Source organism: Vibrio profundum (genome assembly GCF_050337555.1).
Lineage (GTDB): Bacteria > Pseudomonadota > Gammaproteobacteria > Enterobacterales > Vibrionaceae > Vibrio > Vibrio profundum.
Genome location: NZ_JAKJTA010000011.1, coordinates 168,635 through 193,697, shown reverse-complemented (window position 1 = coordinate 193,697; position 25,063 = coordinate 168,635). Strand labels below are relative to the sequence as shown.

General features: G+C 41.5%; 26 protein-coding genes and 1 pseudogene. 13 read left to right on the top strand and 14 right to left on the bottom strand.

Annotation, left to right across the window (positions count from 1 at the left end):
* Nucleotides 1-17: 17 nt before the first annotated feature.
* Nucleotides 18-1,862: an ABC transporter ATP-binding protein gene (locus tag L4C34_RS12570; protein WP_428789684.1), complete on the bottom strand. Its 1,845-nt coding sequence runs from the start codon at nucleotides 1,860-1,862 to the stop codon at nucleotides 18-20.
* 286 nt (nucleotides 1,863-2,148) lie between these two features.
* Here L4C34_RS12570 and L4C34_RS12565 point away from each other — a divergent pair, with 286 nt between their 5' ends.
* Entirely contained in the window at nucleotides 2,149-3,114 is a 966-nt protein-coding gene (locus L4C34_RS12565) for an arginine deiminase-related protein (RefSeq protein ID WP_428789683.1), read from the top strand.
* Between the two features lie 189 nt (nucleotides 3,115-3,303).
* On the opposite strand, the gene L4C34_RS12560 is transcribed toward L4C34_RS12565, so the two are convergent.
* Together L4C34_RS12560 and L4C34_RS12555 are read right to left on the bottom strand one after the other, a co-directional pair.
* Nucleotides 3,304-4,578: an SLC5/6 family protein gene (locus L4C34_RS12560; protein WP_428789682.1), complete on the bottom strand. Its 1,275-nt coding sequence runs from the start codon at nucleotides 4,576-4,578 to the stop codon at nucleotides 3,304-3,306.
* A gap of 311 nt (nucleotides 4,579-4,889) precedes the next feature.
* Nucleotides 4,890-6,554 carry a hypothetical protein gene (locus tag L4C34_RS12555; protein WP_428789681.1) on the bottom strand — a complete coding sequence of 555 codons (1,665 nt, stop codon included), beginning with the start codon at nucleotides 6,552-6,554 and terminating at the stop codon, nucleotides 4,890-4,892.
* A 516-nt stretch (nucleotides 6,555-7,070) separates the two neighbouring features.
* Between L4C34_RS12555 and L4C34_RS12550 the strand changes: the two genes are divergently transcribed.
* A complete protein-coding gene (locus L4C34_RS12550) occupies nucleotides 7,071-7,484 on the top strand; it encodes a hypothetical protein (RefSeq protein ID WP_428789680.1) in 414 nt (137 codons plus the stop codon).
* A gap of 2 nt (nucleotides 7,485-7,486) precedes the next feature.
* Here L4C34_RS12550 and L4C34_RS12545 read toward each other — a convergent pair whose 3' ends face one another.
* Nucleotides 7,487-7,882, bottom strand: a complete 396-nt coding sequence (locus L4C34_RS12545; RefSeq protein WP_428789679.1) for an acyl-CoA thioesterase — start codon at nucleotides 7,880-7,882, stop codon at nucleotides 7,487-7,489.
* A 279-nt stretch (nucleotides 7,883-8,161) separates the two neighbouring features.
* On the opposite strand from L4C34_RS12545, the gene L4C34_RS12540 reads away from it, so the two are divergent.
* Entirely contained in the window at nucleotides 8,162-8,710 is a 549-nt protein-coding gene (locus L4C34_RS12540; RefSeq protein ID WP_428789678.1) for a DUF2975 domain-containing protein, read from the top strand.
* 9 nt (nucleotides 8,711-8,719) lie between these two features.
* Entirely contained in the window at nucleotides 8,720-8,941 is a 222-nt protein-coding gene (locus tag L4C34_RS12535; RefSeq protein ID WP_428789677.1) for a helix-turn-helix domain-containing protein, read from the top strand.
* 98 nt (nucleotides 8,942-9,039) lie between these two features.
* Here L4C34_RS12535 and L4C34_RS12530 read toward each other — a convergent pair whose 3' ends face one another.
* The 5 genes and pseudogenes from L4C34_RS12530 to L4C34_RS12510 all read right to left on the bottom strand — a co-directional run bounded on the left by L4C34_RS12530 (nucleotide 9,040) and on the right by L4C34_RS12510 (nucleotide 12,593).
* Nucleotides 9,040-9,522, bottom strand: a complete 483-nt coding sequence (locus L4C34_RS12530; RefSeq protein ID WP_428789676.1) for a GNAT family N-acetyltransferase — start codon at nucleotides 9,520-9,522, stop codon at nucleotides 9,040-9,042.
* Nucleotides 9,523-9,554: 32 nt separating this feature from the next.
* Nucleotides 9,555-9,704 (bottom strand): annotated as a pseudogene (locus L4C34_RS12525) (MBL fold metallo-hydrolase); the annotation flags it as partial.
* 51 nt (nucleotides 9,705-9,755) lie between these two features.
* On the bottom strand, nucleotides 9,756-10,496 hold the full coding sequence (locus L4C34_RS12520; RefSeq protein ID WP_428789675.1) for a substrate-binding periplasmic protein: 741 nt from the start codon (nucleotides 10,494-10,496) through the stop codon (nucleotides 9,756-9,758).
* Nucleotides 10,497-10,579: 83 nt separating this feature from the next.
* On the bottom strand, nucleotides 10,580-11,452 hold the full coding sequence (locus L4C34_RS12515; RefSeq protein ID WP_428789674.1) for a LysR family transcriptional regulator: 873 nt from the start codon (nucleotides 11,450-11,452) through the stop codon (nucleotides 10,580-10,582).
* Nucleotides 11,453-11,930: 478 nt separating this feature from the next.
* Nucleotides 11,931-12,593, bottom strand: coding sequence for an HAD family hydrolase (locus L4C34_RS12510; protein WP_428789673.1), 663 nt, complete (start codon nucleotides 12,591-12,593; stop codon nucleotides 11,931-11,933).
* A 155-nt stretch (nucleotides 12,594-12,748) separates the two neighbouring features.
* On the opposite strand from L4C34_RS12510, the gene L4C34_RS12505 reads away from it, so the two are divergent.
* Nucleotides 12,749-13,186, top strand: a complete 438-nt coding sequence (locus L4C34_RS12505) for a GNAT family N-acetyltransferase (RefSeq protein ID WP_428789672.1) — start codon at nucleotides 12,749-12,751, stop codon at nucleotides 13,184-13,186.
* Nucleotides 13,187-13,239: 53 nt separating this feature from the next.
* Nucleotides 13,240-13,596, top strand: coding sequence for a VOC family protein (locus L4C34_RS12500; RefSeq protein ID WP_428789671.1), 357 nt, complete (start codon nucleotides 13,240-13,242; stop codon nucleotides 13,594-13,596).
* Between the two features lie 444 nt (nucleotides 13,597-14,040).
* Here L4C34_RS12500 and L4C34_RS12495 read toward each other — a convergent pair whose 3' ends face one another.
* The gene (locus L4C34_RS12495) at nucleotides 14,041-14,445 is read right to left on the bottom strand and encodes a GFA family protein (protein WP_428789670.1); all 405 of its coding nucleotides are present in this window, start codon (nucleotides 14,443-14,445) and stop codon (nucleotides 14,041-14,043) included.
* 222 nt (nucleotides 14,446-14,667) lie between these two features.
* On the opposite strand from L4C34_RS12495, the gene L4C34_RS12490 reads away from it, so the two are divergent.
* A complete protein-coding gene (locus tag L4C34_RS12490) occupies nucleotides 14,668-15,204 on the top strand; it encodes a phosphatase PAP2 family protein (RefSeq protein WP_428789669.1) in 537 nt (178 codons plus the stop codon).
* Between the two features lie 115 nt (nucleotides 15,205-15,319).
* Here L4C34_RS12490 and L4C34_RS12485 read toward each other — a convergent pair whose 3' ends face one another.
* Nucleotides 15,320-15,742, bottom strand: coding sequence for a hypothetical protein (locus L4C34_RS12485; protein WP_428789668.1), 423 nt, complete (start codon nucleotides 15,740-15,742; stop codon nucleotides 15,320-15,322).
* Between the two features lie 685 nt (nucleotides 15,743-16,427).
* Between L4C34_RS12485 and L4C34_RS12480 the strand changes: the two genes are divergently transcribed.
* Genes L4C34_RS12480 through L4C34_RS12470 form a run of 3 tightly spaced genes read left to right on the top strand, consistent with a single transcriptional unit; the run spans nucleotide 16,428 to nucleotide 18,954 of the window.
* Nucleotides 16,428-16,895 (top strand): hypothetical protein, encoded by a 468-nt coding sequence (locus L4C34_RS12480; protein ID WP_428789667.1) that lies wholly within the window; start codon nucleotides 16,428-16,430, stop codon nucleotides 16,893-16,895.
* Between the two features lie 20 nt (nucleotides 16,896-16,915).
* Entirely contained in the window at nucleotides 16,916-17,758 is an 843-nt protein-coding gene (locus L4C34_RS12475; protein WP_428789666.1) for a TauD/TfdA family dioxygenase, read from the top strand.
* Nucleotides 17,755-18,954, top strand: coding sequence for a flavin-containing monooxygenase (locus tag L4C34_RS12470; protein ID WP_428789665.1), 1,200 nt, complete (start codon nucleotides 17,755-17,757; stop codon nucleotides 18,952-18,954). The genes L4C34_RS12475 and L4C34_RS12470 overlap by 4 nt, the downstream gene beginning before the upstream one ends.
* Nucleotides 18,955-19,294: 340 nt before the next feature.
* Here the strand turns inward: L4C34_RS12470 and L4C34_RS12465 are convergent, their stop codons facing one another.
* Together L4C34_RS12465 and L4C34_RS12460 are read right to left on the bottom strand one after the other, a co-directional pair.
* A complete protein-coding gene (locus L4C34_RS12465) occupies nucleotides 19,295-20,041 on the bottom strand; it encodes a class I SAM-dependent methyltransferase (protein WP_428789664.1) in 747 nt (248 codons plus the stop codon).
* Between the two features lie 243 nt (nucleotides 20,042-20,284).
* Complete coding sequence (locus L4C34_RS12460; protein ID WP_428789663.1) at nucleotides 20,285-20,695, bottom strand: DUF7793 family protein; 411 nt, start codon at nucleotides 20,693-20,695, stop codon at nucleotides 20,285-20,287.
* 179 nt (nucleotides 20,696-20,874) lie between these two features.
* Here L4C34_RS12460 and L4C34_RS12455 point away from each other — a divergent pair, with 179 nt between their 5' ends.
* Together L4C34_RS12455 and L4C34_RS12450 are read left to right on the top strand one after the other, a co-directional pair.
* A complete protein-coding gene (locus L4C34_RS12455) occupies nucleotides 20,875-21,885 on the top strand; it encodes a methyltransferase (RefSeq protein WP_428789662.1) in 1,011 nt (336 codons plus the stop codon).
* A gap of 134 nt (nucleotides 21,886-22,019) precedes the next feature.
* The gene (locus L4C34_RS12450) at nucleotides 22,020-22,883 is read left to right on the top strand and encodes an AraC family transcriptional regulator (protein WP_428789661.1); all 864 of its coding nucleotides are present in this window, start codon (nucleotides 22,020-22,022) and stop codon (nucleotides 22,881-22,883) included.
* 168 nt (nucleotides 22,884-23,051) lie between these two features.
* Here the strand turns inward: L4C34_RS12450 and L4C34_RS12445 are convergent, their stop codons facing one another.
* The gene (locus L4C34_RS12445) at nucleotides 23,052-24,437 is read right to left on the bottom strand and encodes an MATE family efflux transporter (protein ID WP_428789660.1); all 1,386 of its coding nucleotides are present in this window, start codon (nucleotides 24,435-24,437) and stop codon (nucleotides 23,052-23,054) included.
* Between the two features lie 480 nt (nucleotides 24,438-24,917).
* Between L4C34_RS12445 and L4C34_RS12440 the strand changes: the two genes are divergently transcribed.
* Complete coding sequence (locus L4C34_RS12440; protein ID WP_428789659.1) at nucleotides 24,918-25,055, top strand: hypothetical protein; 138 nt, start codon at nucleotides 24,918-24,920, stop codon at nucleotides 25,053-25,055.
* Nucleotides 25,056-25,063 lie beyond the last annotated feature (8 nt).

Sequence of the window (25,063 nt, the reverse complement as noted above, 5' to 3'; positions counted from 1 at the left end):
TATTGTTCTGTGACAGTTTACTCCTCTTCATTGGCATTCTCACCGATAAAGCCTCCGGTTTGATGAGCCCAAAGTTGCGCATAGATCCCTTTATTATTGATCAACTGCTGGTGTGTGCCTTGTTCGACGATATTACCTTCGTCGAGCACAATCAGTCTGTCCATTGCGGCAATCGTAGATAAACGGTGGGCGATGGCGATCACGGTCTTGCCTTCCATCAACTCATTTAAGCTCTCTTGTATTGCCGCCTCGACTTCCGAATCGAGGGCTGAGGTGGCCTCATCCAATACCAGCAGTGGCGCGTTTTTGAGTAATACCCGGGAGATTGCGACTCGTTGCCTTTGGCCACCGGAAAGTTTCACCCCACGCTCACCAACTTGTGCATCGTAGCCGACATTGCCAAATGGGTCGGTGAGCGATTGAATGAAGTCGTGGGCATGGGCTTGCTTGGTCGCCATATGTAAGTCTTGCTCGGAAGCGTCTGGTTTGCCATACAAAATATTGTCGCGGATTGAACGGTGTAGAAGTGAGGTATCTTGGGTGACCATGCCAATATTGCTGCGCAATGAATCTTGAGTGACGCTGGATATCTCTTGATCATCGATCCGTATTTCGCCCCCTTCTACGTCGTGAAAGCGCAGTAGTAAATTGACCAATGTTGATTTACCCGCGCCAGAACGCCCAACCAAGCCCACTTTTTCTCCCGGTTTTATATGAAGGTTTAAATTGCTGATGACCCCTTTTTTCTCTCCATAGTGGAAGCTCACGTTGTCAAAGCTGATGCCACCTTGACTGACTTTGAGCTCCGTGGCATCGGGCTTATCTTGAATGGTGATCGGCTTAGACAGTGTTTTCATTCCATCGACCACAGTGCCCATATTTTCAAATAGGGCCCCGACTTCCCACATGATCCACATCGACATGCCGTTGATGCGCAGAGCCAAGCTAATCGCAATCGCAATCACACCGATAGAAATGGCGCTATTGGCCCATAGAACAATCGAAAGTGCCGAAATAGCAAACACTAAAAGGTAGTTGGTGAGGTTGACGGCGATATCAAAACCTGTGACTAAGCGCATTTGTATGTGCACGGTTTTCAGAAAACCGTTCATACCTTGCTCGGCGTATTCTGTTTCTCTTTGGCTGTGGGAAAACAGTTTCACGGTGGCGATATTGGTGTAACTGTCGACGATTCGCCCTGTCATGGTGGAACGTGCATCCGCTTGAAGGGAAGCGATCCTTTTCAGTTTGGGTACAAAGTAGAGTTGGATACCTATGTAGCACGCTAGCCAAGCAAGCATAGGCAACATTAGCCGCCAATCTGCTTGCGCCAACAACACAATGATAGAAGTGAAGTAAACACTTACATACACGAAAACGTCCATGGTCTTCATGACGGTTTCTCGCACCGCAAGTGAAGTCTGCATTACCTTAGTCGCGATTCGGCCGGCAAAGTCATCTTGATAAAAAGGCAGGCTCTGTTTGAGCAAGTATCGATGCGCGAGCCAACGGATTGACATCGGATAGTTGCCAAGCAACGTTTGATGAGTAATCAAAGAAAATACGATGATCAATACAGGCATGATCACTAGCAGCAGTAATGAGTAGCCAATCAAGGTGCTGCTGTTGTCATGCCAAAATGTTGCGGGGTCACTTTTAGATAGCCAATCGACCAGCTGCCCCATTGCGCCAAACAGAGAAACTTCAACAATCGCAATGATTGTAGATAAAAGAGACATAATAATCAGCGGTCGACCAAAGCCTCGAGTGTAATAGCGGCAAAACGCAAACACGCCTATCGGCGGCTGATCGGGTTCTTGTTTAGGAAAAGCTTGGGTGAATCCTTCAAATTTTCGAAACATAAACGTCCTATATTATGTTGCAGAAGCGGCTCGTAGTACGCTCATCATTGTTAGTCAGAATATGACACAATCGATATGTTAACAAAAGTCGTCTGCTTATGATTCCTTCTGTTTGTTATTTGAACTATTACCATTGATGTTGTTATTTGCAGTGATTATCACTTCCTGTTTGTAATTTTGAAGAAATTATTATGCTTCGTTATGGTTTTCACCTAGTGGTTTAGTGATAATTGTTGCAACATTATCTTTACAATGTACACAAAGACCCATCAAGCGAGTAGTAAAGATGCTAAATGATTCGATGTTATTAGATAGTCAGGTGACGGTTTCCCAGAACGCCAATTGTGTGGTGATGGTGCCGCCAAAGGAATTTCAGTTTAATGCTGAAACTGCGCAGGATAACGAGTTTCAACATCAATTAGATTTAGCGCCTCAGCAGGTTACAGAAAAAGTGATGGCTGAATATACTCATATGGTTGCGAATTTACGCAGTGAAGGGGTACAGGTGGTCGAGTTTGATTACCCACTATCTGAAGTGATAACACCGGATGCCGTTTTCCCGAATAATTGGTTTAGTACCACGGTTGATGGCCAGCTGTTTACTTTTCCGATGGCATGCGAGAATCGCCAATATGAAGTTCGCCCAGCTGCGCTAGGTGATGCTTTACGTGATGCAGGCCGGTATATCGGTGAGCAACATTCGTTGGAGCCTTATCTCAAGCAAGGCAAATACCTTGAGAGCACAGGGGTGATGGTGATGGATCATGTGAATCGCACCATTTATGCTGCCCTTTCTCAGCGTTGTCATAAGGATGCGCTCGACGAGTACGCCAATCAGATTGGTTATGACCGTGTAGTATCTTTTTCTACTGCATTGCCACAAAGTGACAGCCCGATTTATCACACCAATGTGATGATGGCGATTGGTGAAAACTTCTGTGTGATTTGCGACGCAGTAATTCCGGAAGCTGAACGTCGCTTTGTTCTACGTTCGCTAGCCAAACATAAGCAGATCATTACGATATCGGTTGAGCAAATGAATCAATTCTGTGGCAATATTTTGCAACTGGAGACCGCGTCGGGGCGCAAGGTGATTGCGATGTCCTCATCGGCTTATGAGGCTTTTACTCCGGCACAACGTACCCAGTTATCCAGTCACGGTAAGTTATTACCACAGAACGTGAGTACGATTGAGCAAATCGGCGGTGGCAGTGTGCGCTGCATGCTAGCTGAGGTTTTTCTACCAGCATAATTGAATATAATATTGAGCATCATTGAGTGAGCCGCGGTGCTATTTAAGCTTGCGCTGCCGCGGCTAGTTGGTGAAAACTGGCACTTGATGAGAATCTGTTGGTGACAAACTATTGATGACAAATCCTCGATGCCAAACCCTCGATACCAAACAACGCCACCCTAATTTGCATATTAGGGTGGCGTTGTTTTATTTAATGAACGTGAGTAAAGGTGAAATAACTAATAGAATCCCAGTCACGATGATGATGATCGTCGATGGACTGCGATATTTCGCTAGCATTGGAACTCGGTAGACAAGGTATGCTGGAATTAAGCAGCCGACTAAACCAAAAATCGGGCTCGAAATCGAAGTAAACGACAGGATAGGGAAGTGGCTGGCGATTGCTCCCCAAGCCAGTAAGATGATAAAGGCAATGACGCCGTTACTGACCCATTTTTCATTGATGCGATCCGATGCCACGAAACGTTTTATCAGATTCATAGCGATGCCTTTACTGGCTTCCTGAATGCCAAGGAACACACCGAAGAAAGACGTCACTACCGCAAAGATATTGATAACGATGCCTGCCATGGTCGCCCAGCTGCCGGGGAAATAATACGCGATGATCGCCAGCGCAGAGATGTTTTCGGTTTTTGCGTGCAGCGCTTCTGCCTGAGAAATCGCTAAGGTAAAGGACACGGCATAGAAGAACACCACCACAAACAGTACAGAAAACGAAATCTTCATTGCTCGCAGCGCTTTAAAACGGGCCACTTCCACCGATTTTTCCTGAGAGCGATAGAAAATCACCATTGGGCTCAATGATTGAATAAACAAAATCGAGGTGATGGTAAAAGGCAAAGTAATGATGGCATTTTTAATCAAGCTGCCGATGTCCCCAACGGGAGGCAAATGGCTGGTGCTCCACTGTGGCACTAACAAGATACCCATCAAAGCCACTAATGCTAATACGGTCACGGCAAGGGTGCCAGAAAGCTTAAACAGGATTCGTTTGCCTATTGTGGCGATAAAGGCCAGCGCGCTGATTAACACCAACCCATACCAGCTATTATCCGATAGCTTGGCCGCAGTGATATGGTAGGTTTGCAAATAAGAGGCGCTGTCATTCGTGACCGCCAGCGAGTAAACAAACACCCAGATAATCAGCATTACAAAGTAAAGCGCGCCTATCAATGCGCCCCAGTTTTTACCTAGATAACTGGTGAGCACGCTAGTGTAGTCGTTGCACTCTTTGGCTTCAGCAAGCGTGTTGATAAAGAGCTTTTGAAACAAATACATCGCGGGGTAGCCGATAACCGACGACAACAGAAATACCCACAGCCCAGAGACACCCACTTGAATGGGCAGAAACACAATTCCCGCACCAATGGCCATCCCGATACTCATGACAATCCAGCCGTAATCTGCTGAATCTAATTTGGCTTCGCGGGGCAGCGAAGTGCCGCTGATTGCGTGTTCCATAAATTGATACCTGACTTAAAGAGTTAAACACGTCACGGGCCTACAGAAAATACGATTTTCCTTAACGAATTGAAGATGCGAGATAGGCTTTAATGTGATCTAGAACAAGGTGGTCAATTTAAGCCTCTAGCACAGGGTATTCAATGATAGGTTTGTAATTAAAACTTATATCTAATAGGAAAAGGTTATTAGGGGGAGATATATGTGGATTTTCGGTGTGAATTTTAGGCAGATTGGCCGAGAAAACAGAAAAATGCCCCAGCGGAAAAGCTGAGGCATCGTATATCGTTATGCTCGGTGTTTGCTAATGGTTAGCCAACTTTTTGCATAGTATCGCGGACATCTGTCACTGCTTCTTCATTTTCCACGTGCATTTTTGTCCGAGTAAGTAAGCCTCGATCCCAATTTGTACCTGCAGGGTGGTACTCAAATTTCACGTAGTATGTTTTGTTATTACCATCCGAGTCGATGCATTTATCACCTGGAGTGTAACCGTCTACATCACAGAATCGCGCAACGCTGTTGAGCTCAGTTAGCGTTGCTTGTGATGAGCTTTGCCCTTTATCTTCTTGGTTGTTAAACCACCAAAAATCCATATCTGCGAGTTGTTCGTAAGTGGCGCTTGCCACTGGATCTGGTTCTTGATCTAGATCGGTAGGTGTGCCGTTATAGCATTCTTGGCCTGACATGGTGACACCTTTGTCATCGAAGACTAAAGTGCTCTTCGCTAGCTCGCCATCGCTACACATTTGTTTGTCTTCCCATGTGCCTTTGAAGTCGACATAGCGAGGCGTATCGTCCTTAGTTTCGTAATAAAATGCGGTGTGATCTTCAACGCGCTTAGCGGTACAGCTCTCTGTATCGCAGTTATTACCACTGAGCTCTGTTTTTTCAGCAATCTCAGTATAAATACCAGTTATAGGGTCATAAGAGCCAGAAGTGGTCTCTTTCTGCCAGCTAGCATCTTCGCCCTCGTCAGCATCGTTGTAAATTTTACCCACAGTGTAATGGTTTAACTCTTGTATCGTTTTTGCTTGGAATGGCATGTGTTTTTCAGCTTCAGCCCACGTCATTTGCGTTTGTTGATCTTCGGTTTTTATCGCTGTCTCTGGATCGAGAAGGCTGTACTGAAATGAGCCAGAAAGTATATGGTTATGCTCTCCATCTAGTTTTGTTAGGAGATCAACGGCACTACCTCCGGATAGACTGGTATTATTTGAGCCTACTAACTCAGTGACATTCTTTTTGTCCAGTTTGAAGCTGGTGTGAGGCATACCTCGGGTCTCATTGAACACAGCTTCAGGAAGAAGCTTATCCGCATGGACATAGGTATAATTGTTGAGCTGTTCTGACTGCATTACATCGATATAGTGAACGATGCTGCCGTCAGTCTTTCTGAATGGGTTAGCATCTTTACTGCCTCGTGCCATTTTATCATCGCCAAATGTAGCGTTCATGTTCTTTACTGCTTCTTCAGCTTGAACTTCCCTAGGGGCATCCACGCTGGTCAAGAAATAATGAATTGAACTTTTATCATCTAGTGAAAGCTTAGATAGCGCAATGGCTTCATCAGATCCGCTGGTTATATTTTTCAATGCCGCTGGAATAGTAATTATGTCTTCGCTAGAGCCTGTATTGAGGGACTGTAAGATAACCGCTAAGTTGACTGCGCGCTGATAAGAACCTGTAGCTTCAAAAGGAGTCAGAACATCGCGGCCTGAGGCGGCACCAATTTTAAGTCCATTTTCTTTACCACCGAGATAGAAGGTGATGGTGTCACCTTTAGGCGCTGAATAGTTACCTTCACTGTCCGTAAAACCAGATTTTCCGCTAGAAGTGGTGTATGCCATGCCAGCAATCGGAGCATCGACGAAACTGCCACTGGTCTGAGTTTGTGAGGCAGTAGATCCACCGTCTGAGTTACAGCCCATCAGAGCTAGAGATATTGACGCTGCTAATATAAGTCTTTTTTTCATTATAATTCTTCATGTTGTTTATAATAAACAATGAGTTAAACCCATAATCCGGCGCGAAAGATATCATTTAAAAACATACTTGTTGCATATTAATTTGTAACAATTTGTAAGTTTTGTAAAATTAAGTAACTTCAATGAGAACGAGGTTTGTTAGATAAATTAAGGGGAAGTAAATGTGGTGGTTTTGTTGTTTTTAATTAAAAAACAACAAGATAAGTTGATTTTCATCTAGTTGCTATGGGTGTGGTTTAGTAGGTGTCGAGTTCAGTATGCAGGCTGAGTTAGTGGGCAGGATTTTTATCAATTGTAAAATTTGGTAGCGGAAATAATGACACTTAATTGATTTATTTATGTTAAGTGTTTTGTGGTGATGCTGAGATGAAGTGCATTCCTTGTTTCTGGTGCTGGATCTTAGTTTATAATCATATAGGAGATTATCGTCGATGATACGAGCGACTGTTTAATTAAACCGCGTAGTACACGGGAACTTCGTCCGTTAGGGCAGCAGGTAATAGCGTGGAATATCAAAAGAATGCACATGGAGAGATTTTCTTTGATGAGTCTTACTTGTCGCGGAATATTTTAATTTCGAAACCTATAGGGATTTGGAACGAGGAAGGGGCGAGCGAGTGTATCGAGTTAATCGCTCAGTATCTGCCTAAGCTTTCTGACAAGCCGTGGGGCTCGGTTGTGGATATGAGGGGGTGGGAAACCTGTACCCCAGAAGTGATGCTGATGTTAGATAAGGCAGTTTTACACTTTTCTCAGAACAATTTAGCGTTTGAGGCTGTGATTCCTTCGATGTCACTGCAAAAAGCTATCGTGACCAAATATTCCGAAAAAGTGACCGAGAGAAAGCTAGTCACTGAGTACTTTTCAGAGCAAGAAGATGCAATTAACTGGTTGATGATACAATTGAATTCTGGCTAGCTCTACACCTCGCAGCCGAACAAGGTAGCGATATCTTCACCAATTTTTATGACTTTCCCACCTTTTAGAAAGCAGATCTCATGCTCGCATTTGATGTGCGCTTTGTCGTTGACTGTGCCTACGAAGTTGATCAATAGCTTTCTACTTTTTACTGCTGCACTTTCGACTGAAATAGTCAGGTTTGCTGGATAAACCACTTCTTTGAGGAATTGAGCATTGATCTTGGTAAACAGAACACTGTGGCCATGGACATCAGTCAGTGAATGGCCGTTTTTGATTAAGAATTCTGAGACAAAATCCGTTATGTATCCGATCGCGGTGTGATTGGAAAGGTGGTTGCCCGCGTTCATGTCTAGGAAACGCACGTCGAGAGATTGGGTAAATTGTTGTATGGCCATGGACGGTTTCATTCGATTAATTTTTTCCGATTGTAGGGTGAAGTACTCTGCGATTCAATGGCCAACATATCGTTACAGGCAACTAGGGTTATGATTTCTTTACGAATCTGCGGGGGTTAACGTTAATTTGGACAAGTGCACTCACTCAAAAAGTACGATACGTCATATTAGACAACTTCTATTAAGGAATAAAAAATTATCGTTTAACGATAATTTTTTATTGATTTGTTATTGTTTGATCGATATTGTTTGCACATCAACCAACAACAAGGAAATCTCATGGATCACATTCAACAACAAAGCCGCCGGGTGCGCATATTACTGCAGTGTCTTTTGCTGCTTTTGCCCATCATGGTTTGTTACTTCTGGCTCACGGTAAATACGTCTTATGACTTTCTCACGACGTTTGGCATTGTTCAGCTTAGTTTCAATATTAGTGGATTCACCCATGTGCCTCTGTCTACCTTCACCCGTGTGTTGGCGCTGATCGCAAGCTTGTTACTCAGCGGTATTATCATGAGAGCGTTACGAATTTTAATTGGACTGTTTCGTAATTATGAAACTGGAGAAATATTTTCGATTGAAAATGCAAAATCTTACCAAAAGTTAGGGTACAGCGTGTTCTACTGGGTGTTGGGCACCGTGGTTTATCGCACCGTTATCGGGTTGGTTTTATCGTTTAATAATCCACCGGGTGAGCGTGTTTTAGGGATAACTTTTGTCGGGGTAGATGCTCTGACGCTTGTATTTGGCCTGATGATTCTTATTATCTCGTGGGTAATGAAAGAAGGGCACATTATTGCCGAAGAAAATCGCCATACGGTGTGAGGAATTGAGATGACGATTGGTATCAATCTAGATGTGATGATGGCGAAGCGGAAAATGCGATTGAAGACGTTGGCTCAAGAAGTTGGAATAACGGAAGCAAATTTGTCGGTGTTAAAAAACGGCAAGGCTAAAGCTGTTCGATTGTCTACGTTGGATAAGTTGTGCGAGGTTTTAGAGTGCCAGCCAGGTGATCTTCTTGAATTTCTGCCGAATGAAGTTCCAGCCGATTGAGGGGCAGGAGTTGTTTTGGTAAGGGCATGAATATGCCCTTACCATCGGGAGGCAAACCACTTCAATTAAAACAGCAGCTATTTCAGATGATGTACGTTTCACTTTTTAGCGAGTGGCTTACTTAATTTCTCCATGATGAAGTTATGTAGCTTTTGACCACGAACTTCAACGATTTTTTCTTGGATAACTTTAAACCCATGTTTTTCATAAAACGGGCGGGCTGTGATGCTAACCTTAGAGTAGAATTTGGAGACTCCTTGTTGCTTACCAACGGTTAGCGCATGCTCCATTAGGCTTTGCCCTATGCCTTTACGTTGATGTTCATGGTGGCAAAAGAAATGATCAATTAACCCATTTTCTTGAAGGTCAGCGTAACCAACAATTTCCCCATTTATTTCTGCGACAAAAGGTAACATAAGATTCATTCTTTTCTGCCAGATTTCAGAGTCAAAAACATCAGGGGCCCATGCTTCTACTTGTTCTTGCGAATAGTCGCGGATATTCACATTGCGAACCGTGTGATAAAAGATCGCCCGTAGAATGCATGCATCTGATTCATCGTATTCTCGAATTTTGATCATGCTATTTTTTATTCCGATATAGCCCTATATGGTCAACTTCGACCCGTTGGAAAGTACTCAAGTCGTTCACCAAGCACTGTCTTAAGTATCCTATATGCTTTTTTTTCCGTGCAATGGCCTGTATATAATTTCTCTATGGGGTAATTTAGTAGTGTCTCGCCAATGAGTTCAATATCTGTTTTGTCACACCTCACGCACATGTTAAGAAGGCTGTTCACATCTATAAAAGAACGCTACTTTTGCCCATATTTAGCATATATTTCATCGAGTAGACCGTCTTCTTTCATAGCTTTCAAGGTATCTGAGAGCTTATTAATTAGTTTTTCTTTGTTTGGTGTTTTAGATGCATTTGAAATGACTAAATAAGCGCCTCGAGACGGAAATAAAGGATGTTGTAATGCGACAATCGAATCAGAAAGCCCCAACTTTGATAAAAGATAATAAACTTCTTGTTGATTTCCGACTAATGCACTGATTCGTTTTCCATGAAGTTTCTTTATGTTTAGTTCCATTGATGCTTCTTCAACATGAATCAGGTTTTCTTTATTTGCTTGATTAAATTCTTTGCTGATATGAAATCCAGTATTTTTTCCAATAGATTTTCCGTGTAAGTCAGCAACGGAATCAAATTTGAATTCCTCACCTTTGCGTACAAAAACTTTGTACGTACTCTCATGAAGGGGAGTTGAAATATAAGTTAGGAAGTTCTCTCTTTCTTCGGTTTTAAAAAATGCAATTCCACCATCTACATGACCACTTTTGGTTTCATGAAGTACGCGTTTCCAAGGGGTCAGTCGCACGGCAATCGGTATGTTTGTTTTCTTGCTAAGTAGCTGAATAATTTCAATATCAATGCCAGTTTTTTGTCCAGAACTAGTCCAAGAATATGGTATGAACCCTTCCATAGCGGCGAAAGTAATCTGTGCATAAAGAGTTGGTGACGAGAAAAGTAAGGGGAGTAACAGCCATTTCACAAAACTCCGTGTATTCATTGATCGCTATCCCTGTTAGTGAGTACGCTTTAGTGAAGTATATGCAAACTAGACTGTACCGCCATTTATGTCGTCACAGCACCCATGGTGAGTTGTATAAATTGATCCCTTAGGGGATCTTTTTTCTCAGTATTCCAAATAATTCCAACGTCCCATCGAGTATGTGGGCCAGAGAGGGGAATAAAGTTAATATTTGGATGAGCAATCGCTTTAGTACTTGCTGGCACGATAGTGTAGCCGAGGCGAGCGGAGACCAACGCTAGTAGCGTCAGAATGTCATCTGCCTCTTGCTCAGCACTTAGTGTTTGTTCAATGGAGTGTAAGAAGGTGGTGATTTGTTGATGGAGCTTTGGCCCTCGATGAGGAGTGAGCCGTAGATAGTCGAGTGAACTCAGTGAAGGCCATAATTCCGCATTATTTATGTGTATGCCGGTATGAACGGCGATAACTAAGCCATCAGAAGCTAATTTTTTCCCTTCAAGTGGTCGTTTCACGGGTAAACGATTAAAGCTAAGTTGGATCTCTCCAGAGACAAGCGCTTCGGCTTGATATTTTGATGGCGTATCATTGAGCGTTAAACGAACATTGGGGAAGCAACGTTTAAACTCAGCGATGTGCTTCGGTGCTTGGTGATAACTCGAGATTCCAAAACCGATATTGAGATGACCTTGTGTTCCTTCAACAATAGCGTTGGAAACTGATTTAAAATCTCTAAATTGCACTAATATCTTGGTTGCTTCTGGCAACAGTGCTTTACCTACTTGAGTCAACTCTGCTCCTAACCTACCTCGTTCAAACAGACAGGCTCCCATATTTTCTTCGAGTTTTTGAATTTTTTTAGTGAGCGCTGATTGAGTCATAAATAGGTGTTCTGACGCAATGCGGTAGTTTCCATCTTGGGCTAGCTGGCAGAAAGCACGAATCTGGCCGATATCCATTCCAATCCCTTATTAAAACAAGACTTTTTTTCATTATATCGAATGAATGACTTTCTCTACACTTTAGATACCAAGTTTTCGCCCTCAATACTCAATCTATTTTGAGTTGCAGGTGAGAGAACGCAGCAACCCCGCCGCAACTTAAAATCGGAAGGGTTTAAGCTGTATTTTTGCTGGGGGCGCTTTTTAACAACGTCATAGAGAATGGGAACGTGAGAATAAGTATGAAAAAGAACTTTAAGATACTAAAAAAAGGCGATTTTTATCTTTCCGAGTGTATAGATTTACCTGAGGCGAAAGAGGTGATTTATTCCTTGGTGTTAGATCACTTTGGAGTCGAACCCTGTGTCATTTCCGCGTTTGACGGCGAAGAAGCGCTTCACCTATATCACATGACAAGGAAATTACCACTTACGGTCTAGCGGTTAAGTCCCTCTGTATTCGCAATGACGAAAGCATACAGAGGGATAGACACGTGTTAAGCCATGGCCTTGATTGCAGGCGTTACTGACATGGTGCTTAGCACTACGTTAAAATCTTGATAGGTACCTGAAGGCTGATACTCGTTATCTTGTGTATTGATGTCACCTATCGCAATACATCTAGCTCCGCTTCGCATACCCGCTTCAATACCGCTGAGGGAATCTTCAAAAACCAAACAATGCTCGATATCGATACCTAACTGTTTGGCTGCGGTGAGAAAACCTTCAGGATGTGGTTTGCCTTGTTGCACTTGGTGCCGCGCTACAATTGTGTCGAAGTAGCGGTGGAGTTGGTGCAAAGAAAACAGAAACTCAATTCGTTCACTCCAACTCGCGGTAACTAAGGCGATCTTAATGCCGCGCTGTTTTAGGAGTATCAGAAAGTCTTCGGCACCTGCGATTAGGTCCGATCGCGCGGTTTCTTCAAAGCTATCCACTTGATGTTTAATTTGCGCTTTTTCTTCGTTATTAAACATGTGAAAAAGGTAGTCGAGTGTATATTGTCCGCTTCTACCATGGATATGTTTTTCGATAGTGTTATGGTCTACTTCTATTCCGTTTTGCAGCGCGACGGAGCACCATGCTTGTTCTATTACCGCTTTGGAGTCGACGAGCGTGCCGTCCATATCAAACAATACTGCTTCTACTTTGTCTAACATTGAGAGTGTCCTTTGCTTCACTTTAGATGACCTGCCTGTATTCTATAAACGTAAACTTTTTTTTCACCACAATTTAAGTGGTTATGCGGGGTTACCCCTTAATTTCGCTGAGCCGTATCAGTAAGATAGCAGGAGAATTAAGGAGAACTCTATTTATGGATATATCGCTAAGGCCAGCAACAGAAGATGATATCGCTTTTCTACTGAATTTGCGTGAGCTCACCATGAAACCTTACCTTGAACAGATTGGTGAGTCGACTTCTGAAGAGGCGATGCTAAGTCGTGTTCGAGATAACTTTGATTCGGCGAGTGTGATTGAAGTGGGTGGTATTTCCGCTGGGATCTTCAAAGCGCGTTATGAGCCAGAGTATGGTTATTGGTTCCTGTTTCAGCTGCAAATTGTGCCCGATTTCCAAAACCGTCAGTTAGGTAGCCACCTTATTCGGCAATTGATAGAAAAAGCCCAAGAAGCGGGATCGAACGTTCGTTTAAGAGTGTATAAACATAACCCCGCGCGCCACCTCTATGCAAAGCTGGGTTTTGAAAAGATCTCGGAAAGCGAGTTTGAACTGGAGATGCAGTATGCTCATTAATATTCACTGTTTAGCCCTGCGTTAAGTTATTTAAAATATAAAAGGAATCTGCCATGCCTGGTTTGCAGAAAATTGACCATATTCATATCTATGTTCCCGACCGAAAACTTGCAGAGCAATGGTATTGCGGCGTGATGGGTTTTTCGAGAGTGGAGTCGTTAGCTGGGTGGGCTGTTGATGGTGGCCCGCTTACCATCGGCAGTGGAGATGTGCATATTGCCTTGTTTGAACAAGACGGTCCTGTTGGAAATACGGTGGCACTTGCAGCGTCTGCTAATGCTTACGAACAATGGAAAGTACAGCTTAGCGAGCATCAGATCTCATTTCGGGAGAGTGACCATGATCTGTCTTGGTCGATTTATTTTTCCGATCCTTATGGTAACCCTTATGAAATTACGACGTATACATAGATAGACCTAACGAATCAAAAGTGACTATATTGGGAGGAAGGTGGTATTTCAATGGTTCTGGCCGTCGTTTACACTGGCTAAATAGTTAAAATGACTATGAATTTCCGTCATTATGACTACGTGCTAGTGGTATGTTGTTACTTTCCGAGCTTTCTTGGTTTCATCGCGACGGAATGCTAATTATCATCTATTATCTGTCTAAGTAGCCTGATATATTGACGCTTTCTCGATTGATGAATATTAGTTATGTATTGAGTTATCACGGTTTGGGTTGTTTCGTGTATTTCTGATGGCGACATACCCCGGTGACTTTGATCTTCTGTCAAACAAATACAGAACTGATTCGTAAATTTTTAGCCTTGTTAGGTTCGGTGTGCTTTGCTCGGTCCGCATTGCACACCTTTTTTCTTTACGTTCAGACTATTTCCTTAATTTGTCCAATTGCTAGCTATTAGTAATATCCGCAGGGTGATTCACGCCATCTAGCGTAGCAATTTCGCCAAGTTCATAGGGGTTCACGCCTTCTAAACACCCGACATTAAATCCATATTCAGTTGGAACGGAACGACGTTGGTGGTGAGTATAGATACCACATTTGGAGCAAAAATAGTGCTTAGCCGTGTGCGTATTAAATTGGTACAAAGAGAGGCTATCTTCACCGCGCACAATTCTAATCCCGTCCAATTTTACTGAAGCAACAATAGCCCCTTTTCTTCGACATAAAGAACAATCACAACGCCTTGGCTTTTCTATTCCGTTTGGCAACGAAAGCTCCAATTCCACTGCCTTGCAGTGGCAATGTGCTAGGTGTTTGTCATGGATTATTGTTTCACCTATTTTTTTTATCATTCTGGCTCCTATAGCTTCTTTGGGACTGCTTGTAAAATTACTAGTGGCCAAATTATTGGCTTAGAAGCGGTCAACAAACCAGCAGAAACGTTAGGAAACCTTTGCCTACTCTCACTTTTTCATCATTAGATTGAATTTCTAACGGTAAGTGATTAAAACATAAGAGTTACTGTTGGTTTACTGAAAGCCGTAGTAATACATTTTGAGAAGGAGATGTACAAAATGTATATGCGATTGATTGCGTTAATTGGACTGTTGTTCGTTTCCGCTTCAGCTAGTGCAGACAGCAAGCAAGATTGGATTGATTTTAGTGACGTCGGATCAACAGGCTTGGTTGTCGCTGCGCTGGCAGTGCCTACTTATAACGCCGACTGGGAAGGGTTGAAACAATCAAGTCTCAGTGTGGTCACCGCTTCAGGAGCAGCTTTGGTTGGCAAGGCTTTGGTGAGTAAAACTCGTCCTGATGGTAGCGATGATAAAAGTTTCCCGTCTAATCACACTTCAACTTCATTTGGCGCAGCGACCACACTCGCTATCCGCTATGGCTGGCAAGCGGCGATACCCGCTTATACCGTTGCGACACTGGTTGGCGTTGGTCGTATTGAAGCTGATAGACATCATTGGGAAGATGTCGTCGCGGGCGCGGCGTTGGGCTCTCTCGCTGGCTGGATATTTACGACCCCTAACGATAAGCAATACACGATTGTCCCTTGGGTAGATACCAAGCAGGCAGGCGTTCTTGTGTCGATGAATTGGTAGTGCTTAGTTGACTTGGGTATGCTTGAGGTGAGATGTAAGTATATTTCGTACAAGGTGCGAGCCATAAATTCAAGCGCCTTATGCTTTGAGATCTGAAGTTGTTCAGGTATCCATTTTATTTTAGGCTTTGAGCACTCTTTTCGAGCTCTGCGCAACACCAATCTATCGTGCCTTCTAGATCAGTAAAAAATCGAGTACTGACGGGTTGGTGATCAGGGATCGATTTCTGAATCATGAAACGCTGCACCTCTACGGAGGCGACGACAACCCTTACTTTGAAATTCATGGTCACCATTTTGCTGATACATTTAATGAAAAGGTCGCTTACCTCTGGAGTGCACAGTTCCCATTCTCTGATATCTTCCATAAAGGCCCAAGGGTGCTCTTTTAGCAAAGCAGCATTCTTCAACATATCGTCAGTACAATGCTGAGCGGTTTCTAAATTCCACGGCCCCCAAGCTCTCAGCCTAATGATATTGGGGTGCTCTTCGTCGAGCCAAAGCTCATAATCACCATGCTCGTTTTTATTCGTTTTCATACCGTTTTTCCTCTACCTATGACTATAGCAAAGTAAAGGGCTGAGCTTAAAATTGAAGGGGAGTATTTGCTACGTTTGGTAGGCCGTCATTGCGGCATGTACTGTTTCCGTCTGATATTCACGATTGGTCAATATTGGATCTATTTTGGAAGGTGTACGTCTTACGACTTAGTATATATATGATTATTTCTAGACTAAAAGAAAGTCTTAAACACCGCCTATAAACTTTGCACAATCGAGGCTAACTTTTTGACATGACCGGTATAGTGCTTGTCGATTTCTAGCGATCTTTTAGACTAAAAAAAGTGTCGAAGGTTTATTCTGTTGGTCTTGTTTTTAAAAGGTGGAAAATCTCCTCTGACAAAACATTATCACTGTGACCCTAGTCTCAACGCTATTGGTCAAAAAAGTAATAAGGTAAAATAATTGTGATTTTTATTTTAAATAAAAAATTAAAATCAGTGAAAATGAGATGGTTGTTATAATAGTGAATAAAACTAGTTGTTATTTTTATATTAATAGTGGCTCTGGGATTAGGTGGTGCATTATAATGAAAAATATAAATAAACTCTATAGACAAAAGTAAAAGTTATACTTACATGGTTGCTGTTTAATGTTGAGACTTAATGGTATAGCATTGTTTTTCTCATACTAACAACAAAAAACCTATACCAAAGGAAGAGCAATGGAACTTGCAGAATTAGGAATAAAGGATAGTTCAATAACTAAATCTGGTAAGGAGATAAATGGATTATTATCTCCTTACATAGAAGGAGGGTTTAGTGATGATGATATAGCTATAGAGAAAGTAGAATTTGATAAAAGAGAAATACGAATAAAGTATAAAGTAAAGAGTTTTTTTATGCCGTCTGACGGGCAATTCCATTTATCCTCACTTGTTGCTGAAATGTGCGCATTACGTGCTGGTTTAATTTATGGTCACTTAGACAATGGGCTGTCAAAAAAAGAGAATGAGGTATATTTACTATCTTATTCCATTCGGTGCTCCAAACCTATTCGAGAGATGGAGTTCGGGTTCAAAATGTCGATTGTTAAAAAAATAAAACGAAATTCAGGTAGCATATATAAAGTTAGGTTTTCAATAGGGAACGATAATTTTGTAGGTTCTGGTTCGTTTTTTATGCCAATTTGATTAATAAGGGAATTAATAAAATGGAATGTATAGCTAGTATAAAAAAACAACTTGAAACAGGGAAGGGTTGGTATGTTATTAACAAATATCCAGAAGAACTCACGGAATCTAACCTTCTAACCTTAATGCGAGAGTTTGGTAGGGTAAATAATCTAGATAATGAAGGTAGAAAGGTTTTACGGATAGAAGATTCAGGGGTCACTGTTGATCAAGTCAAAGAAACCGGTATTGTTCGAGATAACAACAACGTTAAGCCTGTCAGACCATACATGACCAATGGGGAGCTAGAATTTCACACCGATCTAAGTGACCTAGCCTTTCTGATGTGTGTAAATCCGGCTGATGAAGGAGGGGTAAGTAAATTAGTAAACTCGCAAGAAGTATATGAATATATAAAAATTAACCATCCAAATGAATTGTTAACGCTCGAGTCTACAAAATATCAGGTTCACCATCAGACGCCACTAATTCCAGATGGTAAAAATCATCTTATTAGTATTCCGATATTTTCATTTGAAGATGGTTTTTTCTCAAGCTTCTTTCTAAGGACATATATACTTGTCACTAATGAGAAGTTGGGGCTAGGCTTAAGTAAGCATGAGATTGACGCTCTCGATTTGGTTGAAGATGTGGCTAATAAGTTGTCTACAACAATACTGCTTGAAAAAGGTGACATATTAATATGCAACAACCACATAACATATCATTCTAGAACAAAGTTCCAAGACAAAGAAAACAAGAGATTATTGCTGAGAGGGTGGGTCTGCGCTGATGGAAATAGGCCGCTAAATGATCATTATCGAGAATTGTATGGTGATAATCTTTCTCATAACTCATATCGAGGTGGGTTTGTTAAAGTATGAATAAGGTCTGTATTATTGGTGCGGGAATTTCTGGCCTTGCATGTATCGACAAATTTAAATTACAAGATATTCCCTATGTGTGTTTTGAAAAGAGATCATCCTTAGGTGGGCTGTGGAATTATAGTGATACTGAAAGGAGTGTTTATTCAAGTTGCACGCAAAACCACCTGAGAGATAACATGTCTATTTGTTCTTTACCTCCTAATGAGAGGTTCAAACAGTACATGTATCATAAGGAGTATCTAGAGTATCTTAATCAGTTCGATGATGAAAATATTGAATATAATTCGGATGTCACCAGTGTATATTATGAAAAAGACACTGCACTATGGGTGGTATGTGTCAATGGAAAAACACACTCCTTTAAGCATGTTGTTATTTGTTCAGGATACTATTCAGAACCAAAATACCCTAACTTTATTTCATCATCTGCGATAAAAACATCATACATCCACTCTTCTAAATATAAAAAACCAACCTCATATAAAAATAAAAATGTCCTCATTATAGGAGCTGGAAGCTCTTCTTTGCAAATCGCTGAAGACATAGGTAGATTTACCAAGAGTGTTTCCATTTCTTATAGGAAAATGCCTTTACTTCTTCCAAGATACATTGATGGGATGCCATTGTGGCAGTTCTATCAAAAGAATAAAAGTATTGGGGAGGATAAACTGATAGATTTAATAGTTTCATATACTGGGCAAGGTACTGGAGGGGTTCCGTCACCTCAACAACGAATATATAACTCTACTACATTGCCTATGTGCGAAGATATTTTTGATCTTGCTAAAGAGTCTCATGTAGACTTTGTGCCCGAAGTGTCTGATATAAATGGAAAAACAATAAGGTTTGTAACGGGGGAATCTTCTCAGAAGTTTGATGAGATTATCCTTTGCACAGGATTTCACTCTTCTTGCTCCTTTCTTTCTAAAGAGTTTGATTATAATAACCTCATTGATTTTATGGTGCATCGGGAAGAAAAAGGATTGTTTTTCGTTGGTATGCTTCAACCAGTCGGGCCAGTGCCTCCAATAGTAGAGATGCAAACAAAAGTCATTTCTGGGTTGATTAAAAATAACTCCGCACTGGAAGGTGCCTTGAAGCAAAGTTATGAACCACCAGCATCAAGTAGGGTCTGGTTCGATGAGTACGCCCATAACTTGCGTGACAAGTACCCTGAGTTCATTAATACCTAGCATCTATAGTAAAAATGTCGCTTTTGTCTACGGTAATCCCTATATGTGAGGAAAGCGGCTTTTTTATACTAAATACCTGAGAATTCCACGAAGGTGTTTATCAACAACTTCTGGGCAGAGGTTAAATAGCTTACCCCTCTTTAATCATGTGTTTACGTTAAAAAGTGATTACACGTTATTGTAAATGATCAATCTTTATTGGGATCAATCGATCTTTATTGTCAGCCGACAACTATGATGGTGTTGTCACAGAAATATATGCAATATCACGTGCATTGCATTCATGTGGCTTCTTCTCCCTATTGCTTTTTTGAATCCGACATGCTCAGCTTGAACGATATTAAATTTTTCTTGCTGAAAACCTTAGTCGAACGTAATCAGCAACCCAACCTTTGTCAGCACTGTATAGTGCTGGTTTGAGTAGGCTCTCGACTTGCTCGAAAAAGGAGAGTTTTGTGGCTGGGGTCATCAATGAGGTTGCGTGTTCAGTGAACAGGGTTAACCATTCGCGTATTCCAGCGCTAAGCGGTGTCGGCCTGTTGATGAGCGTGCATGATTCTACGATGAAGCCATGTTGCTCTAAAAGGGCCTTGTATTGGCTGTCAGAAGGGAAGAACCAGGGTGATTGATATTTCCCGAACTGAGGGTTGTCTCTGTACACCATGTCGATGGCTTCAGTAATGGATTGAATGTTGCCATAGCCACCAAACTCTCCGACAAATCGCCCCCGGTGTTTCAGCGCTGAATGGACGCCAGTTAACACAGCATTGTAGTCCGTCATCCAATGTAGGGCGGCATTGCTAAACACCGCATCAAATTGATTATAAAATTCAAGATTTTCACCGCGTTGGTGAAATGCAGGGATACCTTTTTTTTTGGTCGCGGCGACCATTGAATCACTGGCATCCACCCCAATCACATCGCAACCAAATGACTGTATTTCGTTGGCTAATGTGCCGTCACCACAGCCGAGGTCGAGAATTTTTTCGCTCGATTTTGGGGCGAGTAAATCAAGTACAGGTAAGCCTAGAGTTGAGACAAATGATGCATTTTTTGAATATTTCTTCGAATCCCATTTCTGTATCATTGAGCTTACCTCACTTAGTTGTTTAAATATCGATGTAGGTTATTGGCCATTGTGGATAGAGAATCTGAAATCTAGGCTATGCCACTAACTTGTAGTAATCAAACGTTTTTTTGATGTTTACTCTTGATGGCGTCATTTTTGAGTGTGCGAGGAGGAGGTGGCATTCACTGATCGTAGAAATGATGTTGTCGCCGAGGAGTGCTAAGGGTTTATCGAACGTATTGTTTATTAATGTATTGCTTCTTATTGAAGTGCACTTTCTAGCCACTCAATTGCGTCACTTTCATTCTGGAAATACTGGGTTTTAAAATCTTGCGACTCGGCGTTATTGTGGATTTCTCCGGTTACCATTTGATCAACGCGGCTGTGGGTGATGACAGCTTGCGCGCAGCACCCCATCGCCGAGAATTTTGATGAATTGTTGTTGAAATACTCCATTACCTCGGGGGTGCACAGTTCCCACTGAGTGAGGTTATTTAAAAATGCCCACGTCTTGCCGATAAAGAACTTGTCGACTACTTGATAGCACTCATTGAGGCACTCCTCAGCAGTCTCGATATTCCATGATCCTACCAGCCTTAAGATGAATACATTGCTTTCCAAGTGTGAAAGATCGATAACGTATTTGCCATGCGGATTGCTGATTATGTGCATGATATAACTACCCAGTTAAATATTGGCATTGGATAAAAGCAAGTCGATGTGTCTCACAGTAGCTTGCTTTAATTGATGCAGTAATGGTAGTTCAATATCTCCGTTTTTTCTCTGTTTGAACGAGTCTAGGGGAGACGAGATTTAGGGAATTAACTGAATCTATACAACAGGCGAAGACTATGTCAATTAGGGATGTTTTATTTGGTTACTACGGCACACAGTGCCTCAATACCGTTGTTGAGTTGGGTGTGGCTGAGTGTCTTGAATCTGGCCCAAAATCTATTGAAGAGCTTTCATTCGCGACAAACGCCAATACGGATAAGCTCTATCGGGTACTGCGTTATCTGTCAGCAGCGGGTTTGTTCTATGAACAAGAAGCAAAAGTGTTTGAATTGAATCAAGAGTCGAGACAACTGATCGGCTCTACCTCTGGTAACCTGAAAGAGTTTGTCCATTTACATGCGAATTACTTTTATCGTGGGGCGGAGAAAATCGGTGACAGCATGCAGGTAAACACCTCGTCTTTTGAATTGAACTTTGGTGAAAAGGCGGGTCAGTATTTTAAGCGCGATAGAACGGCTGGAAAGATATATAACGATGCAATGAAAGAAAACTCTGAACTCTTTGGGCGATTAATCGCCGAGTTGTACGAGTTTTCTTCCTATAAATGCATTGTAGATGTTGGCGGCGGCCTAGGCAGTTTGCTGGCTAATATTTTGAAAAAGAGTCGAGATTCAGCCGGAGTAAACTTTGATATACCTGAGTTACAGAGCCAGTCGGAAACCTATTTGCAGGCGTCAGGCCTATCTTCTCGCTGCCAGTATATACCCGGTGACTTCTACACTTCTATCCCCCAAGACGGCGATATCTATTTAATGAAGGCGATACTGCATGGCAAGACTGATGATGCTGCTCTTTTGCTGCTTAAAAACTGCAAGCAAGTATTAAAAGACAATGCCAAGCTGTTAATCATAGAGCATATAGTTTCAACTGACTCGAAAAGGTACCTTGAGGCATGTGTTAATGATATCAACATGTTGAATGTGACGGCTGGAAAGGTGAGAACATTGGACGAGTTCGAGCAGCTGATCTGTAAGTCAGGTCTAACACTGACTCAAACGATACCCATTTATGATGCACTTTTCTTAATGGAAGTTGAACTGAAAAATGTAGCACCTTCATTAAGATAAATAGTGCCGTGACCGTTAACTCACGTAGTCTTTGTTGCTGAGGTATAACTGGTCATTAACTTAGCAAAAATGGTCAAATGTAGCGGTGGGGTACTGGTATAGACTGCATTTCGTGGTTTGAAGAGGAGAAAGCAATGAACTACGAAGAACGTATTGATGCGGTGGTCGATAGCATCGGGCAGAATCTAGATGAAGAACTGTCTCTTGATGACTTGTGTGAAATCGCATGTTTTTCAAAGTTTCACTTTCACCGAATTTTCACCGCATATACTGGATTATCCCTGCAACAATACATACGTTGGTTGCGATTAAAGCGCGCTGCCCATCAACTGCTTATTGATCAGAAGGCAACGGTTCTCAGTGTCGCGATTACCGCTGGTTTTGAATCGCATGAAGCATTTTCTCGAGTGTTCAAGAAAGTGAGTGGTATGACGCCGAAGCAATTTAGAGCCAATGGTAGCTGGGACTTTTGGGATAAGTCGCCCTATACATTGTGTAAAAGAAGGATTAAGTTCGTGCATGTAACTATTGAAGAAAAAAGCTCTCGCCGTTTAGCCGTTGTTGAACATCGAGGCTCCCCTAAATACGTCGCTCAGAGTGTTAATAAGTTGATAGATTGGGCAAAAAAACAGCCCATTGACCTAAAGCCGTCACCGGGTAATGCCTTTGGATTTGGCTATAGTGACCCCAATACAACAGAGCCTGAAGAGTTTAAGTTTGACCTAGGGAGAGTGGTTCCAGAGAGCTTGCGACTAGATGATTCTAGTATCGTTGAAAAGCGTATCCCAGCAGGAAGATATGCGATATCAGTGCACAAGGGATCTAGAAACAATCTTGGGGACACCATCTACCCAATTTTACGAGAGTGGTTGCCTTCTTCTGGCGAGACCTTGGCAGACTTTCCTTGCTTATTTTGCTATCACAATTTTGATTACGAGGTAGCAGAAACAGAGTTAATTACTGAAATTTGGTTTTTGCTTGAGGCTGAACCTGCGTAGTTTGGCGAGAGCGGGAAGATAAACAAATCCGTGCTGCAGCGTGTGTTAAAACGCAGCAGCCACCGTATATGATTTTATCAAAGTAGCGTGATTCGCCCGAGCGATTGACGATACGTACTCGGCCTCACCCAATATGACTATATTTCTTAGAATCAATCAACTAGGTTACTAAATATTAGAAAAGGCCTCTCTGGCTTTCTGATTAGATAGAGAGGTCATTCTCTGTAGATAGACTTTTCCTAAAATTAGAGTGGTGATCACTATCCCTATAACAAACCCAATCTTTAGGCCTACAGGACCTAAGCTTTCAACAAATCCTAAGATATAAGCTAATGGCAAAGAGATCAACCATAGCGACAGAGTCCCTATAAGCATGGGGGTACGAGAATCTTGAAGGCCACGTAAAGCACCTGATAGTAGGTTTCGTGTTCCATCAATAAACATGGTTATCGTAGTTATGATAAACAGGTCTATAGTCAGATTAATAATCGATCTATTGTCAGAGCTCAACACGTGTAGATAAGCATTAACAAAAAAGCTGGGCTTTATTGAAAATGCTAAACTAAATAGTATAAATATAGCAATCATTAATAATAATGATGATTTTATATAGTTATTAGTTAATTCTGTTTTTCCCTCGCCATGAGACTTGCTTGTTAGAATTGATATGGATTGGGACAGGCTTGCCGTGAAAATTACCGTAATCATTGTATATTGAGAAACAATCTCAGAAGCTGTTAAGGCTACTAATCCAAAGGAACCCATCATGTAGGTTGCTACTGCGAGTGCCCCGATCTCTCCAGATTTTTGAATGCCAATAGGGTATCCTACTTTAACTAATTCTTTGCATTGTTCCCAATCTATCCGTAAGAAGTTAGAATAAACTTTATATCCTTTTATTTCTTCGTTTATATAAATGTAATATAAAATCGTCAAACAACAGAGAGTTTGTGAAATTAGAATTGAACAGCTAACACCGGAAAGTCCCATCGGGGGGGTGTATATGGACCCAGAAATTAGAAAGTAGAATAATCCTATGTTTATAGGGAGTTGTACCAATGATGATATTAATATAAATCTAGGCTTACCAATACCAATGAAAAACTGTAAGAAAGCTACATTAATTAATGCTGGGAACATCATGAGAGAAGAGTAATAAAAGTATCCTTTTGTAATTACCACAATTGATTGTTTTTGACCAACCAACATAAGAAAATCAGGACCAAAATTCAGAAGTAAAGATGAAGGAAAAGCGAAGATAACAGCAAGCCAAAACCCGTTCTTGACCCAAAGTCCAATACTAGGAGGAGACTCCCCGGCTCCTTTTATATGGCTGATTTTTATACCAACCGAACATAGTATTCCAAATGTCAACGTGGTAAAAATTGCGACTGTAACGATTGCTAATGACCCAGCAGCTAGTTGGTTATTCCCCATGCCAGATACGAACAGCACTCCTATGAAATTAGACACCATACCAAGTAAGCTACTTATTACTATAGGTGAGGAGAATTTAATTATAACTTTGGCATCCTGAAATATGGTGTGTTTCATTTTTCCTCTAATGATTATTAACGTCCACTTGTGTTGGTATAGTATGTTCTTGAAAGAAGCAATTCGGATATAAACGTATAACGTTATCTCAATTTGATATTTAAAACAATTAAACTATGTATTAACCTAACAATCGTTCAACTTCTTTACACTACATTGGTGTAACCTGTTTGAAAGGTAGCCACCATTTAACCTTTTACATCTGTATCCTAACGTTACGAACTTTCACTACTACTGGTACATCCTAGCGGCTACACTTGCATTGACAAATCAATTAGCCTTCAATTAATTCCATTCAGATAGCGAATATTATAAATTAGATAAATAAAACCTCGCGAATAATAACATATTATCTAAGGTCTATACGGCAGTATTTAACATTAATAGAAAAGTCAGTTGCATATGTTTCACTTTTAAGATAATTATATGTCCCGTAGTTCCCAAACCCTTAATAATTGAAAGTTTCAGGAGAAAGTGAAAATGGACAATCTAGATAGACTAATTGATGAAGCAATGGTTTTAGTTACTGAAAAAGAAATCAACGACGCCAAAGATAATGCTGATAAAGTAAACAAAAAAATGCAGCCGGATTTTTGGGCTACACCAATTTGTATATAATTAGAAAT